This is a genomic window from Pseudoalteromonas sp. J2K-J599 (assembly GCF_059295115.2).
On the sequence record NZ_CM200271.1, the window covers coordinates 2771573 to 2787635 of the forward strand.

Below are 16063 nucleotides of genomic sequence, written 5' to 3' on the forward strand. Positions count from 1 at the left end.
AATTTTATGTTTGTATAACTTAAGCCTTGCACTTTGCAGGGCTTTTTTATGCCACCAGCATTACAGGAGCACATCTTGCTAGCATGTAGAGAATTACCCGCTATGCTTAATTTATTATAAAAACAGTAAGGCTAAATTAGGTTATGCAAAATCGTCGACAGTTTTCTCGTGTGCTATTTTCAACTAACGCTCTGTTATGTTTTGATAGCCAACAGTATCCGTGTAAATTACTCGATCTATCGCTACATGGCGCGTTGGTCACTAATTGTGATGCATTTATTGGCAGCCACAATACGCAAGCAATACTGCGTTTTACATTGCCTCAAAGCGATATAGAAATAAAAATGGAAGTAGTAATTTGCCATATTGAAGCCGATCATATTGGTTTAAAATGCCATCATATTGATATAGACAGTATTACTTATTTAAAGCGATTAATAGAGCTAAACTTAGCCGATGATGAGCTACTGCATCGCGAATTAGCGTCACTTATTAATGACTCACAATAGACTCATTCTCTTAAGTTGATTACCATAGCGCAAACTTTATAAAGCTTGTAAATATGCGCTTAAATCCTCATTTGCCTTTGGTATACCATCCTAACTACTCGTTTAGCTTTGATCCCAAGCATCGCTTTGTAATGAGTAAATTTGCACATTTATATCAACATGTTGCAGAGCTTGGTTTAATCGGCAGTAACCTAGTTGAGCCAATATTAGGCACGCCAGAGCCCCTTGAGCTTGTGCATTGCGATAATTATATCCAAGATTTATGGCTCAACCGCTTAGATGAAAAAGCAATGCGTCGCATTGGTCTACCTTGGTCAAAAGAGCTTATGGCACGTACCTTTACAGCTCCTCAAGGTACTTTACAAACAGCTCGTTTAGCACTTAAACATGGTATAGCGTGTCATCTTGCTGGTGGTACACATCACGCACATAATGACTTTGGTTCAGGTTTTTGTATGGTTAACGATTTGGCCTTTACCACGCAAACTTTAATTGAATCGGGTGAGGTAACTAACGTACTTATTTTTGATTTAGACGTGCACCAAGGTGATGGCACAGCCGCAATGTTACAGCATCAACCCTATGCGTATACTTGCTCTATCCATTGTGAAAAAAACTTCCCCTTTAGAAAGTCCGCTAGCGATTTAGACATTGGCCTGGCAAATAATATGAAGGACGACGAATACCTTGCCGTAGTTGACGACACCTTGAGTTATTTACTTAAAGAGCTAAACCCAAGCTTGGTACTTTACGATGCTGGCGTTGATATTTGGCAAGGCGATGGCTTGGGTAAATTAGATATCAGCTGGGATGGCATAGTTAAGCGTGACCATTTAGTGCTAAAACGCTGCCTTGAACATAATACACCTGTAGCTACTGTGATAGGTGGAGGTTACGATAGAGATCACCTTCGCCTAGCAAAGCGCCATGCTATTGTTGTTGAACAAGCGGCTGGCTTTTAGTTTGAAAGAAAAATGTTAAATTATCGTTCTTATTTAATATGTAAAATAAAAACGAGCATATTATGAAACAGTTATTTATTACCATCACGCTAATTTTATTAAGCTTTACAGCTTACGCACAAGATACAAGCTCAGAAGCAACATACCCTAAGCTACCTACATTAAATTTACAAATGGCTGATGGTTCTGCTCTCAACACTCAAGATTTATTAGGTCAACCTTACGTTTTACACTTTTGGGCAACGTGGTGCCCGTACTGTAAAAAGCTACAGCCAGCACTTCAAAAAATTGATGATATGGGCTTAAAAGTTATTGCCGTGAGCTTTAAAGAAGATGACGATGCCATTCCCGCTAAAGCACTTAGCGAAAGAGGTTATACTTTTAAAACAGCTGTAAAAGCCGATGCAATAGCACAGCAATTAGGTATACGAGGCACACCTACTACATTGTTTGTAAATAAAGAAGGCAATGTAATTTGGCTGACTAATACGTCAAACCCAGAAGATCCAAATCTTCATTTAAATGCACGAACATTGTTGCACTCCATAGACATGGCAACTGAGTAACTTATTGCGCTTTTAACTGATTAGGTGTTAAGCCTGTCCAGCGTTTAAAGGCGCGCCGAAAGTTAGGTATATCGTAAAAAGCTAAATGTTCAGCGACTTGTTCGTTATGTTTAGCGCACAGAGTAAGTAGGTAAATAGCTTTGTGCTTATTTTGCTCATCTATTAACGCTGAAAAGCGTACCCCATTGAGTTTGAGTCTGCGCTTAAATGTAGCTGAGCTCATAGCAAAGTGCTTTGCGGTGCACTCTAAATTAGCACTTGGGTGAGAGTATAAGTATCTGCAGACGGCTTCAATAAAAGTCATGCTAACTACGCTTTTATTATGTAGCTGCGACTGCGCTTGCATAAATCGTAATTGACTCGCATGCGGGTTTTTAGCCCTTAACATGGTTTTATTTAATACCCAGCGAGTACATGGCTTATCAAAACTTACCTTTAGCCCTAAATTTTGCTCATATTCTTGAATATGCCGAGGGCGTTTAAAAGCAAAGTCGAACTGACAATGCGGGTAACTTTCGCTCACTCGTTTAAGTAAACTATAAAATGCAGTGCTGTATATCTCTAGCACATAGTGGTAAAGGCTTTCATCAAACCCATGTGCTGGCTGAATATAAATATAAACATTATCGTTTTTAATATACGTTTGGCTAAACAGCAAAGGCGCTAATTGCATTCTTAAAAGTGATAATTGCTTTAATACTTGAGCTAAATTATCGCTATATTTTAATGCCTGAGCTTCGGCTCGAGTGTCGTTAATAAGTTGGCTACCGAGTAAAAAACCACTGTCAGTACTTTTCATCAACAACTTAAATTGAGCTAATAAACGCACCTGCTGAGACACACTAAATGTATGCTGAAAGTTAAGTAAGTCTTGTTCAAAAATACCGGTACCGCGTAGCAGCTTATGTAAATTTATGTTTCGGCTTTGAGCAAGCTCTACAGCTGACGTAATAAGCCCTTGAGCGCTTAAATATTTGTCGTCTTGGCTAACAAACATGTGCACGGTGCGCTACTTTTAGTTGATGCTTTTTTTGTTGTAATTGACTATGCAGTTGGCTTGTTAGTTTACCTGTACTGCTATGCGTATTACCTTGTATTAAGGCGGTAGTGACATATTGAAACTTTGCTTTTTTAGATGCTTCAACTTTAAATGCACAATGCTTTAGAGCTCCTTTAATTTGTGCCATCAACTCTTTAGCTTGCTGCTCTGTGGTGGCTGGCATCAATACCATAAAGCAATCTCCTGCGTAGCGGCACACTACATCACTTAGTCGGCAATTCATTAACAATAGCTCGCTAATTTCACGCAGTAACCGGTCGCCCTCACTAAAGCCAAACTCACTATTAAAATGCGAAAAATCACGAATATCAATAGCCCCAAGCCAGAGTGGTTGTTTGCTCGTAAGTTGCTCATTAATTGCTGAATCTAGATACTGCGCCTTATAAAGACCCGTTATTGAACACACCTTATCGTGCTCACGTAAATGCGCTTCACGGCGGCGTAGCTGACGATTTAATACATACTGCTCTTGATGCCAATAATACAAACCTATACTTGTTAATAACATGCCTAACGGAGCGGGCAGAGATTCAATCCAACTCAGCCATTGGTGCGCGGGGTGCATTAGCCATTCATCAAGTAAATCGAGCGTTGCCGAGAACATAAATAGCCCAACACCTATCACTAAGTAAGTGGTTACTTTACTCGGTGGTCTTGAAATTAATAACGCGATAATCCATACAAGTGTCATTAATACAATACCACCCTCTCCCATAATATCGAGCCACTGAATACTGGCGTAAGTTTTTAATACTCCTAAATAACTACTTAAAAACACAGCGCTAAAAAACATCGCAATAATAGCGTTTATTAGTAATCGGTGGCTGATAAAAGGGTTAAATCGCATGTGCAGTATCTCGTTTATAAATGAGCTTTAAAGTTAGTTCATACAAGCTTGTGTTAGCAGGGTCATATTAGCTCAGCTATGTGACAACTAGATGATACATACCTTAAAAACAGCCCTGCACAGTAGATAACACCAGCCTTTACAGGGAGTGATAAAAGCTCAATACGCTCTACATATTGCTCAAGTACCTCTAAATACATGTATTTAAAATAAACCCTGTCACATTTACGTAATCAATTATCTTTAGCTTGCTCGCCATACCAAGAAACAACCCTGTAATAACCAAGAGCAAATACAATGAAACACTTTAAAATAAAAGCACTGGTAGCCGCATTAGCTTTATGTAACTTAACGGCTTATGCAGAAGATGATGCAAAAGAAACCACGAAAAAAGATATAGAAGTTTCTGATAAAATTGTTGTATACGGTGAAATTGGTTATAGAAATCGCTCTGACGAACTCGCGCCAACCTTAGAATACTCACAAGAGTACTTTCAACGTTTTGAACCTTTAACCGCAGGCGATGCATTAAAACGAGTACCCAGTGTTACATTTTTATCGGATGTGCTTGAATCGGATGGTGCACGTATGCGGGGCTTGAGCCCTGCTTATACAAAGGTACTTATAAACGGTGAAGAAGTACCTGGCGCAGGTGCCGACCGTTCATTTTTTGTTGACCGAATTCCGGCTGAATTAATTGAACGCGTTGAAATTATTCGCTCATCAAGTGCCAATCGCTCAGCCGATGCGATAGCGGGCACATTAAATATTGTACTGCGCGATGGTTACAGCTTAGATGGTGGTTACTTACGTGCTGGCGGCTTGCTTTATGATGATGGCGAGTTTAAAGAAAGCTTGGCTGCAGTGTACGGTACTGAATTTGCTGGAGGGCGATTATTACTTGGTGCAAATTTACAAGGCAGATATAACCCAAAACAAAAAACCAGCCTGCGCTACGGCGATAGCCCAGAAAACAATGTAAATTTTCAAACCGAAGAGTTTGATAACCGCGAAGACCAATCTGACACTCGCGATGGCGACGACACATCACTAAACGCCAGTTACGAAATTGTTTTTGATAACGATAGCCAATTTAATATTAGCGCCATGTGGGTTGATACAGAGCGCACTGAGGATGAACGTTCGTTTGAGTACGACGATACCACAGCAACCAGCAATGATATTGTAAATGGCGGAAACCTAGAAACCGATAATGCCAATGTTAAATATATTGACCAAACTAATTACAACATCAATACCGCCTATGAATTTCCACTGCTAAACGGCACAAGTAAATTAAAGTTTGGTATCGCCAAATTTGACGAGTCGGTATACGAGCAAGAAGTAGAGCTTGATACGTCAGAGCTGCCAATAATATTTGAAGAAGAACAAGCTCAAAGTGACATAGACGATAAAGAATGGACCCTGCAGTGGCAACATAGCCAACCTTGGGGTGACAATAAAGAAATTCAGTTTGGTGCATTTTTACAAAATAAAAAGCGCGATAGCAATATTTTTGAAGCCGAAGACGAGCTTGAATTAGCACTTACAAGCTGGGATCAATATGTGGGAACACCTTTATCTTTGGCTGTATTTACCAGTGAATTTGAACCGGTTATTGGTGGCGTAAACACGCTAGAGGAAGACCGCTTTGATGTGTTTGCCCTTATTAAACACCAAGATGATTTATTTGCCTGGGAATTGGGCATTCGCTGGGAGTCTACTGATTCAAAAATTAATGATAAAACAATTGGTGTAACCGAAGATAACAATTACGACTTTGTTCTACCTTCTGCACATTTTCGTTATAACGTAAGTGAGAATGGACGCGTTAGCGCCTCTGTTGCGCGTAGTTTACGACGCCCCGAGTTTGATTTTTTAACACCAGCACTTATCGAAAAAGAACTTGGCGATAACGACCAACTAGGTAACCCAGAATTAAAACCAGAATCAGCTTGGGGTATGGATTTAGGCTACGAATACCGCTTAGGTAAAAGTGGCGTTGTAGGCATTAATTTATTTTACCGCAAAGTAAACGACCTAATAGAAATAGCAAATACAGGACAAGAAGGCTCTGAAGGAGAAGGTACATTTGTATTGCAGCCTCGTAACACAGGCGATGGCAATGTAAAAGGAGTTGAGCTTGATTTATCTACTCCGCTTGGCGCATTTAGCATGCCTAATACTGGAGTATTTTTAAATTACTCATGGCTTGATAGTGAAGTAACCGACTTTTTTGGGTCTCGAAAATTTAACGATCAATCAGACTACGTTTATAACGTTGGGTTTATTCAAGACTTACCCGAACTCAAAGCTGCATTTGGTGCAACTTACCGTAAGCAAGGTGATGCTTATGGGCGTATTGTAGGTGAAGAAGTAACAACATCTTACAGTGCCGATTTTGAAGTGTTTATAGAAAAACGCTGGGAAAACGTAACGCTGCGTTTAGTGGGCTCAAACCTGCTTGATGCAAGTAAAGACGAAACCTTTAATAAGTTTGATACCGTATCAGATCAGTTCGATCGTAGCTTTGATGAGTACGAAATTGAATCTGAAGAAGCGGGTCCGGTTTATCAATTAATGCTGCGTTACGCATTTTAAATCATGGTGTTTGCGTGGTAACAATGAAGTGACTTTCGATACGTTACTCAAAACGCTCTGATCAGCAAAGGAATTATAATGAATTTTAAATTAAATAAAGTAAAAGGTTTAGTGCTTACAAGCCTGCTAATAAGCACCTTAAGTGCTTGTAGCTATAACATATCAACTAAAAAAGCATTTGAGTCTATCGAGAGCAATGCTTTTGGCCCAAGCGAGAATATGCAAGGCTCGCAAGCCGTATGGATTAATGACAACAACTGGCTGCTAGCAAGCGAAAGCCAAGGCTTGGTAATGGTAAACAGCCAAAACCAGCAGAGTAAAAACATTGCTAAAGGTAGTTTTGAGGCGCTTTCTATAAGTGCACTTAATAACTCCACTTATTTATTAGCGACCATTGATAATGACCAAGATAACGTCGTTATTTTTAAATTACAGCAAGCCAATAGCAGCTGGAATATAAAAGAGTTAACTCGTATTAGCCCACCACAAGCTCAGCCCGATACGGTGTGTTTATTTAATAATAAAAACAATAATACTGTGTCGGCATTTGTGCCTGATGTACGAGGTTTGATTACCGAAACTGTTATTTACGACACAAGTAATAATGAAACAACAAATGTAAGCATGCGTGAATTTGCAGGAGTAAGCGAAGCTGCAGGATGCGCTGTGAGCGAGCAAAGCAACACACTTTTTGTAAGTGAAGGTGAAGTGGGTATTTGGTCTATAAATGCCAATGCAGAGTCGCAAGCTGATAAAAAACCAATAGCACTCGTTGCTCCTTTTGGCTCACTAAATAGCGAAATAGGCGCTCTTTTTACATCAACCGACGGCACGCTGTGGTTTACAAGTACACATGATAATACAATTTATGCCTATAACCCTGTTACTAAAAGCATTAATCATTGGCAACTAAATGGCAATTTAGCTTTAGAGTCTGTTGCGGTTAAATACACCGCAAACAATAAGGCTATTGCGGTGTTATATAACGATGAAACAGGCGCATATACACAAAGTACAATACCAGCAACACCAGTTAAAAATGCGGGTAAAAACACTGTTAAAAAATTGACACATATACATGCCAGTGCACAAACAACGCCTGTACAAGCATTTGGTGATGCCGCAGATGATCCCGCTATTTGGGTAAACTCAAGTAACCCTGCAAAAAGCTTAATTTTAGGCACAGATAAACGTCGAGGCTTAATGGTTTACAACTTACAAGGCTGGCTTGAACAATCAATCGAGATTGGTCGCTTAAATAATGTAGATGTTCGCCAACACCCTAGTATTAAAAATAGTACGAATACTTTAATAACCGCGAGTAATCGGACAAATAACAGCATAAGTGTTTTAACAGTTGATAATAACGAGGTAAAACACCTTAATGATATTGCAACCAATCTCAGCGAAATATACGGCATGTGTATGTATTCATCAGCAACAGGGAATTATGTATTTGTTAATGATAAGTCAGGTCTTTATCAGCAATATAAACTCGACGAAAGTGGCGATAAAGTAACAGGTAAATTAGTTCGAGAATTTAATCTACCTAGCCAACCAGAAGGCTGTAGTGCAGATGATGCACGTGGTGAACTTTTTGCAGGTGAGGAAGACGCCGGTATTTGGTATATAGGCGCTGAGCCTACAGCTGATAATACACCGGTTATGCTACAAGGCATAAATGAGCAACTTGTTGATGATGTTGAGGGTATGGAAATTTACCACGGCACAAACGCACGTTACTTAGTTGTTTCTAGCCAAGGCGATGATAGCTACGTGCTGTATAAAATAAGTAATAATATTCAGGATGTTAAAACACCCAGTTTAGAGTTTGCAGGTAAGTTTAATATAGTAAGTGACTTGGTTAACGGTATTGATGGCGCATCAGAAACTGATGGGTTAACCGTAACATCGAAAGCGCTACCGGGTTATCCTGAAGGTATTTTAGTTGTACAAGATGGATATAACCGACTACCGCAGCAACCACAAAACTTTAAAATAATAGATTGGCGAGAAGTGAAAAAAGCAATTAAGTAACGTTTATTTAATTGTGATTACCCTCAATTGTAAAAGGCTCATTTGAGCCTTTTACAATACGCCTAACATTTGAATATTAAGTACAATTAGCTCAATGTAATATATATTTTTATACTACAATTTAAGCTCATAAATTAATTGAGATTATAATGCGCCTACTACTTACTTTATTACTAATCACTTTAAGTGGCTTTGCCGCAGCTGAAGAAGAAAAAGCAGAACTTCCACCGGTAGACCCCGCTTACAATGCTGAGCACCCTATGGTGTTGGTTAATCAAGGTTCGTCTATTATAGCAATGAATTTACCTGCTTATAATTCACCCAATAATGTGCAAGTAGTTTATAAAATAGGGAACCCCGATGTTGCATTTTTAGGCTTTGTTAGAAATGCAGAACTAATCACCGTAAAGCCACTAGCGTTTAATATTCAGCATTTAATGCGTGGTGAGGAAATTACAATTACTGCCGATATTTACGAGGGTGATTATCAACAAGGTGGCAGTTTAATTTATTCAAAAAAAGAACTGGTCTTGGATAAGCAATTATATGCTAGAGAGCTTAAAGAGTTGAGTGAATCATCACAATGGCAAGACTACGACATGATCACACTAAACGGTACTGAGCGTATTTATATTCATAAAATTCAAAAAGCGCCGAGCTATAACCATCTTATTTTTGTCGATTTAGTTAACGCCTGTATGCAAAAGTTTCGGACATCTAAACGTGTACCACCTGAAAATGAGCTTACCTATAAATTTATTAATTGCGGTACGCTTAAACCACTTTATTACAATGCGGATGATTTTAAGAAATAATTAACGGTATCTAGTTACTTATATTCAGTGATTAGTTTGAGCCCTTGCTTCATTGCCTCGGTTGATTGCCCTGCAAAGCCTAAGCGAACATAACTATATTGCTTGGGCATTAAACTCCTCACTGAGTCAGCAAAGTAAAATTCAGATTCCGCTTGTAAATATACGCTTTTACTTTGCATTGCTTGTTTTATATTACTCGTATTTTTATTTAAGTTAACCCACATTGCCATACCGCCGTCTGGCTTTTTATACTCTATTGGTAGCCCCTGTGATTGCAGCAACGCTAACGTGTTGTCCATTGCTTCATAACGTTGTTTATAGTGTTTAGTCATGCGTTTCAAGTGGCGCTCAAATCCACCTTCTTGCATAAAGTGCGCAACGGCTAGCTGCATAACCACATCATTTTTATGATTCATTAACTGCTTCCATGCGGTTAACTGTGCTAATACTTCAGGAGCTGCACAAATGTAGCCAATTCTAGCGCCTGAGAACATGATTTTAGAAAATGTAGATAAGTAAATAATAATCCCAGCGGGATCGTCCCCAGCCATAGGTTGCAATGGCTGACAGCGATAATGAAACTCGTGATCGTAATCATCTTCAATAATCATTACGCCATACTCATAACATAATTGATAAATTTGCATGCGCCGTGTGGGCGAAAGCGTAACGGTAGTTGGGTATTGATGCAGCGGGGTTAAGTACAGCATTTTTATTGGATATCGTCTAAGTTGCGCTTTTAAGTCCTCAACACATAAACCATATTCATCTTGTTTTATATCTATTAATTGCGCGCCACAAGCAGCAAAGGCTTTGCGTGCTGGTGGGTAGCCTAAAGTCTCAACGGCTAAGAAGTCATCTTTACTTATAAAGGCCTTTGAAATTAAAAACAAAGCTTCTTGTGAGCCATTACATACAAGTAAGTCTGATACTTTTAAACTTCTAGTTTTATGTAAGTAATCACTTATCTGAGTTTTTAGCTCACTCACTCCACCTATATCACCATAATGAAGTTTACTGGTATCTAAATGATTAAATACATGGCTCATAGAGCGTTTAAATTCTTTATAGGGAAAGCTATTTAAATCAGGAAGTCCACCTGCGAAATTATATACGTAGTCTTTTAAATTCATTGCCGGAATAGGCACGGCTAACTCTGTAGCAAATTTATAAGGTTTTGGTGTTAAAACTGGCGTGTGATCACAGTTAGCACTGCTTTGAATTGGTAGTGTTTGAGTGACGCTATACCCAGAGCGTTCATGGGATTCTAGCCATCCTTCGGCTACTAATAACTGCAATGCGTTCATTATTGTATGGCGATTTAACTGATACGTTTGCGCCATAACTCGAGCAGAACTGAGTTTTATACCAGGTGCAATATCTCCCTTTACGATAGAACCACGCAAAGCATCTGCAACTTGTATGTACTTAGCTTTGTTTGAGTCATTAAATTCAATATTAAGCGGTTGCATGTTATCCTTTTATAACTGGTATAGCTAAAAAGCCAATTCTGGTTGTTTTTACCAAACCAAATTAGCGTACATTTGTTGCTCGTAAATAGCAAAGCATAGAGGCAACATGTTTACTCAACAGATACATAAAACAAATAAGGTAATTTTAGAGCCATTAAATTATGAGCATTTAAAAAGCTTATATAAAGCTGGGCAACATCCAAAAATATGGGAATGGGTATTAAGCAACTATACAAAAACACCCGAACAGTTAAAGGAATGGTTTACCACCAGTGCACAATTTAATAACAAAGAACAAATTGTATTTGCCATAGTAGACATAGCCAGCAAAGAGGTTGTAGGCACTACACGACTATTTAGATTAGATACGCATAACTTAAGTGCTGAAATTGGTCATACATTTATAAGCCATCACTGGCAGCAAACTTATATTAATACTCACACTAAATATTTACTGCTTAGCTACGCTTTTGACGCGTTGAATTTAGTGCGAATAACATTTAATACCCACGAAAAAAATCAAAAATCTCGAAATGCAATTACTCGACTAGGCGCCCAATTTGAAGGTATAGCCCATAAAGATAGATTGCTAAGTGATGGAAGTTACAGAAGCACTGCAAAATTTAGCATTATTGACGAACATTGGCAGAGCATTAAGTTGCAGTTAGAGGAGAAGCTTTAATGTACCCACCCACACATTTTCAAGAACATAATATTGAACGTTTGCAAGCATTAGTTGAGCAATTCCCTCTAGCGAGTATTTTAATGCCTTGCTCGCAAAGTGACTTAAATAATATATGCCAAGTGCCTGTATTATATGAGCCCTCACGTAATGTATTTATTGCACACGTAGCAAAACATAACCCGCTAGCGCAATGTGATAAACAGTCAGTAAAATTACTATTTAGTGGCGATAACTGTTATCTATCTCCCTCGTATAGTAATAATAAAACACTGCCGAGCTGGCTTTATTCATCAGTACAAGTAACTGCAAATGTGAATATTATTGAAAGCGATAATGAGAAAGACAAAATAATGCGGCAACTAACGAGCCATTTTGAGCAAGGCTTTACGCCAATTTGGAAGATTACTGACGTGCCCAAAAGCAATCGCCAAGCAATGTATCAACAATTAAGCTTTATAGAATTCACTCCCACTCATTGGAGTGGAAACTTTAAGCTAAGCCAAAATAAATCACCAGAGGTAAGAGCACGAATAAAACAAAGCCTAGAACTTGCCAATAAGCGCTCTATTGCAAAACTATTTTAGGCATAAAAAAAGGCCCTTTCGAGCCTTTGGATTAACTTTGGAATAGTTAAAAATTTTTAAATTAGGTAAGCGTTAATAGCTGTGGAGCAACACTATGATAATCAACAGCCATAGCAATACTTAACGCTGTAATATTAATAATTGAAAATGCGAACACTTTACGTGCCCAGCTACTCATATCAATATTACGACGATAACCGCGCAGCGCCATTAGCAACCACCAAAAGCTGGTAATACAAGCAACAGCCATAAAGGCAGCACCTGTGTAGCCAGTAATTGGTAGCAACATCACCACCAATGCATATACAGCAATGTAAAGTACGATATGGCGCTTTGCTTTATCAATTCCTTGCGCTACAGGTAATACAGGAATACCTGCAGCTTGGTAATCTTTAAAGCGAAAAATAGCAATGGCATATGAATGCGGCATTTGCCACAAGCTAAACATGACTAGCAGTATTAATGCGCCCATATCGAACTGCCCTGTTACGGCGCAGTAACCAACTACTGGCGGTACAGCGCCAGAGAGACTACCTACAAAAGTGCCATATACTGAGTTGCGTTTCATGTAGAGGCTATAAACCCCTACATAAATTACGTAGCCAAAGGCTGCAAAAAATACCGCGGCTTGAGTGGTGTAGGCGATAAGTAAACCAAAGCCCACAACACCCAATAAAATACCGTGACTAAGTGCAGCAAAGGCCGACATTTCGCCCGTTACTGTAACCCGCGTACGAGTACGCGCCATGGCCACATCTATGTCTCTATCTATAACATTATTGATAGCGCAACCTGATGCAACCACTAGCGACAAACCAATTAATGTGGCAATCATTAACCATGGGTCTATATCACCGCGCGAGGCAAGTAAAAACCCGCCCGCTACGCTGATCAAATTGCCCATAATAATACCCGGCTTTGTCACTGATAAATAACGACGAAACATCTTCAACTCCTAGTACATCATCATTGCGTTAGATTCATAAATGATCCAAACAGATAACCCAACAACCATTACGATGATCAGAGCACTGAATAGGAATGAAAAAGTACTTGCACGGCCATCTTCGGTGGTAAAATTAAGGTGTAAAAAGTATTTTAAATGCACCCAAATTTGTACGATTGCTAAAGTAACAATGCTCCAAAGCGTTGTTGCTTTTGAGAAGTCACCTTCCATTACCATGTAAAACGGTATAGCAGTTAAAATTACCGATAGCACAAAGCCAATTAAGTAAGTTTTAACACTGCCATGAGATTCATCATGATGATCACTTTGCGTTTGCTTTAACGTATGCGTTTCGCTGTGGCTCATTACATTGCTCCCATTAAATAAACAACGGTAAATACACAAATCCAGACAATGTCTAAGAAGTGCCAAAATAGGCTTAAGCAGCTTAAACGCGTTACGGTTGCTTTACCTAAGCCGCGTTTAGCAACTTCAATCATCATTATGGTCATCCAAATTAGACCCGCTGTTACATGTAAACCATGTAAGCCAACTAATGAGAAAAACGATGTTAAAAAGGCACTTTGTTGTGGACCATTGCCATGCACAATTAGGTGATGAAATTCGTATACTTCCATACCAATAAACACAGCACCTAAACAAAACGTAACAAATAACCAAGTCAGTGTTAGTGCCTTTTTTTGCCCTTGAGCGGCAATCATGGCAAAACCAAAAGTAATACTACTAATCAGTAGTGCTGCAGTTTCTACTGCTACAAAGTCGAGTTCAAAAATATCTTTACCCGATACGCCACCGGCTGTGTTCATAAATAACACAGCGTAAGTGGCAAAAAACGAGGCAAACAGTAGGCAATCGGTCATTAGGTATAACCAAAAACCAAATACGGTATCACCCGAAGTATCGTGGTGATCATGCGCGTGGGCATGATCATCGTGTGATACAGAGTCTAAATTTGCAGAAAGTGTACTCACGCTTTTAACTCCTTAACGCCACTTGAATTATATGCAGCTTCAATGCGTGCAATTTCATCAGGTTGTATATAGTAATCTACATCGCTGGTGTAACAACGTTTGATAAATATGGCAATTCCGCCTACTAGTCCAACAACAGCTAACCACCAAATATGCCAAATCATTGCAAAACAAAATACTGTTAAACTTGCTGCCATTAACACGCCAGCTGATGTGTTTTTAGGCATATGAATAGGGCTGTAGTTTGCTTTATCTTGATATGCTTGACCTTTTTCTTTCATATCGGTCCATGCATCAATATCATCAATATGTGGAATTGTTGCAAAGTTATAAATTTGCGGAGGTGAACTTGTAGCCCACTCAAGTGTGTGGCCGTTCCACGGATCGCCTGTTGTATCGTCAAGCGCTTCACGGTCTCTAAAGCTCACATATAATTGAATTACTTGGCTGATAATACCAAACATAATAATTACAGCACCGCCTGCGGCAATGTATAACCACATGTTCCAATCTGGGTTGTTAGTGTGGTTTAAGCGACGTGTCATACCTAAGAAACCAAGTACGTACAGCGGCATAAATGCTACGAAGAAACCAATAATCCAACACCAAAATGATGCTTTGCCCCATTTTTCATTAAGTTTAAAGCCCATTGCTTTAGGGAACCAAAATACAAAACCGGCCAGGTAACCAAATACAGCACCACCAATAATTGTGTTATGGAAATGTGCAATTAAGAATAAGCTGTTATGCAGTACATAATCGGCGCCAGGAATGGCAAGTAATACACCGGTCATACCGCCTACGGTAAAGGTAACCATAAAGCCAAGAGTCCAAAGTACCGGTACACTTATACGTAAACGACCTCGGTAAATAGTAAATAACCAATTAAACAACTTAACCCCAGTTGGTACGGCAATAACCATAGTCATTACCCCAAAGAACGCGTTAACGTTAGCACTTGAGCCCATAGTAAAGAAGTGATGTAACCAAACAATAAAGCCTAAAATTGAGATTGCACCGCTGGCATAAACCATCGATTTGTAACCAAACAAACGTTTACCGGCAAAGGTCGAAATAATTTCAGAAAAAATACCAAACGCTGGTAATACTAATATGTATACCTCAGGGTGACCCCATGCCCAAAACAGGTTGATGTACATCATGGCGTTACCGCCCAATTCATTGGTAAAGAAGTGGAAGTCTAGATAACGGTCAAGCGTTAGCATTGCAAGTACAGCAGTTAAAATTGGGAATGATGCTGCAATTAAGATGTTTGCCCATGTACATGCCCATGTAAAAATTGGCATTTTCATTAGGGTCATACCTGGTGCACGCATTTTAAACACGGTTGCTAAAAAGTTTACGGCTGTTAGAAGTGTACCGAGCCCGGATATTTGCAAGGCCCAAATATAATAATCGACCCCCACCCCAGGGCTAAAGGTCAGCTCCGAAAGCGGCGGATATGCCACCCAACCTGTTTTTGCAAATTCACCAAATACAAGTGATAAGTTAATTAAAATTGCACCACTGGCTGTAAACCAAAAACTTAAATTATTTAAAAATGGAAAAGCAACATCGCGAGCACCAATTTGAAGTGGTAATACAATGTTCATTAGACCAATCATAAATGGCATTGCCATAAATATGATCATGATTACGCCGTGGGCAGTAAATATTTGGTCGTAGTGTTCTGGTGGTAAATAACCTGGCGCACCACTGGTAGCAAGTGCCAACTGCGCACGCATCATTATTGCATCAGAAAAACCACGAAACAGCATTATTAGTGCTAAAAGAATATACATTACGCCTAAGCGTTTGTGATCAACAGACGTGATCCAGTCGCGCCAAAGCACGCCCCATTTTTTATACTTTGTAATAAGCCCGGCAATAATAAGCCCAGCTATCGCAATAACCGACATCGTGAACACAAGAATTGGCTCATGAAACGGAATTGCGTCGAGTGAAAGATTACCTAATAACGACATTA

Annotated in this window: 15 protein-coding genes; 8 read left to right on the forward strand and 7 right to left on the reverse strand. The window is 39.2% G+C overall.

The features are described from left to right. The first annotated feature begins 143 nt into the window (after positions 1-143). From AC5NT5_RS12570 to AC5NT5_RS12580, 3 genes are all read left to right on the forward strand, one after another. Positions 144-509, forward strand: coding sequence for a PilZ domain-containing protein (locus AC5NT5_RS12570; protein ID WP_002958114.1), 366 nt, complete (start codon positions 144-146; stop codon positions 507-509). A 53-nt stretch (positions 510-562) separates the two neighbouring features. Continuing rightward, the gene (locus AC5NT5_RS12575; protein WP_182682204.1) at positions 563-1471 is read left to right on the forward strand and encodes a histone deacetylase family protein; all 909 of its coding nucleotides are present in this window, start codon (positions 563-565) and stop codon (positions 1469-1471) included. A gap of 62 nt (positions 1472-1533) precedes the next feature. Continuing rightward, positions 1534-2037, forward strand: coding sequence for a TlpA family protein disulfide reductase (locus tag AC5NT5_RS12580; protein WP_494514002.1), 504 nt, complete (start codon positions 1534-1536; stop codon positions 2035-2037). A gap of 1 nt (position 2038) precedes the next feature. Here AC5NT5_RS12580 and AC5NT5_RS12585 read toward each other — a convergent pair whose 3' ends face one another. Both AC5NT5_RS12585 and AC5NT5_RS12590 read right to left on the reverse strand, forming a co-directional pair. After that, positions 2039-3040, reverse strand: a complete 1002-nt coding sequence (locus tag AC5NT5_RS12585) for an AraC family transcriptional regulator (protein WP_024596553.1) — start codon at positions 3038-3040, stop codon at positions 2039-2041. Beyond that, positions 3024-3944: a GGDEF domain-containing protein gene (locus AC5NT5_RS12590; RefSeq protein ID WP_182725155.1), complete on the reverse strand. Its 921-nt coding sequence runs from the start codon at positions 3942-3944 to the stop codon at positions 3024-3026. The genes AC5NT5_RS12585 and AC5NT5_RS12590 overlap by 17 nt, the downstream gene beginning before the upstream one ends. 297 nt (positions 3945-4241) lie before the next feature. Between AC5NT5_RS12590 and AC5NT5_RS12595 the strand changes: the two genes are divergently transcribed. From AC5NT5_RS12595 to AC5NT5_RS12605, 3 genes are all read left to right on the forward strand, one after another. After that, positions 4242-6545, forward strand: coding sequence for a TonB-dependent receptor plug domain-containing protein (locus tag AC5NT5_RS12595; protein WP_494514001.1), 2304 nt, complete (start codon positions 4242-4244; stop codon positions 6543-6545). A 78-nt stretch (positions 6546-6623) separates the two neighbouring features. Further along, positions 6624-8582 (forward strand): phytase, encoded by a 1959-nt coding sequence (locus tag AC5NT5_RS12600; protein ID WP_182725157.1) that lies wholly within the window; start codon positions 6624-6626, stop codon positions 8580-8582. Between the two features lie 149 nt (positions 8583-8731). Then, positions 8732-9397 (forward strand): hypothetical protein, encoded by a 666-nt coding sequence (locus tag AC5NT5_RS12605; protein ID WP_170072017.1) that lies wholly within the window; start codon positions 8732-8734, stop codon positions 9395-9397. A gap of 14 nt (positions 9398-9411) precedes the next feature. On the opposite strand, the gene pdxR is transcribed toward AC5NT5_RS12605, so the two are convergent. Next, the gene (pdxR, locus tag AC5NT5_RS12610) at positions 9412-10869 is read right to left on the reverse strand and encodes a MocR-like pyridoxine biosynthesis transcription factor PdxR (RefSeq protein ID WP_494514000.1); all 1458 of its coding nucleotides are present in this window, start codon (positions 10867-10869) and stop codon (positions 9412-9414) included. 106 nt (positions 10870-10975) lie between these two features. On the opposite strand from pdxR, the gene AC5NT5_RS12615 reads away from it, so the two are divergent. Beyond that, positions 10976-11551 (forward strand): GNAT family N-acetyltransferase, encoded by a 576-nt coding sequence (locus tag AC5NT5_RS12615; protein WP_182725159.1) that lies wholly within the window; start codon positions 10976-10978, stop codon positions 11549-11551. After that, on the forward strand, positions 11551-12138 hold the full coding sequence (locus AC5NT5_RS12620; protein WP_182695053.1) for an FMN-binding negative transcriptional regulator: 588 nt from the start codon (positions 11551-11553) through the stop codon (positions 12136-12138). The genes AC5NT5_RS12615 and AC5NT5_RS12620 overlap by 1 nt, the downstream gene beginning before the upstream one ends. A 61-nt stretch (positions 12139-12199) precedes the next feature. On the opposite strand, the gene cyoE is transcribed toward AC5NT5_RS12620, so the two are convergent. Genes cyoE through cyoB form a run of 4 tightly spaced genes read right to left on the reverse strand, consistent with a single transcriptional unit; the run spans position 12200 to position 16061 of the window. Beyond that, positions 12200-13084 (reverse strand): heme o synthase, encoded by an 885-nt coding sequence (gene cyoE / locus AC5NT5_RS12625; protein ID WP_002958102.1) that lies wholly within the window; start codon positions 13082-13084, stop codon positions 12200-12202. A 9-nt stretch (positions 13085-13093) separates the two neighbouring features. After that, positions 13094-13450 (reverse strand): cytochrome o ubiquinol oxidase subunit IV, encoded by a 357-nt coding sequence (gene cyoD / locus AC5NT5_RS12630; protein ID WP_182725160.1) that lies wholly within the window; start codon positions 13448-13450, stop codon positions 13094-13096. Then, complete coding sequence (gene cyoC, locus AC5NT5_RS12635; RefSeq protein ID WP_002958100.1) at positions 13450-14076, reverse strand: cytochrome o ubiquinol oxidase subunit III; 627 nt, start codon at positions 14074-14076, stop codon at positions 13450-13452. Before cyoC ends, cyoD begins: the two co-directional genes overlap by 1 nt. Then, positions 14073-16061, reverse strand: coding sequence for a cytochrome o ubiquinol oxidase subunit I (gene cyoB / locus AC5NT5_RS12640; RefSeq protein WP_024596558.1), 1989 nt, complete (start codon positions 16059-16061; stop codon positions 14073-14075). Before cyoB ends, cyoC begins: the two co-directional genes overlap by 4 nt. Between the last annotated feature and the right edge of the window lie 2 nt (positions 16062-16063).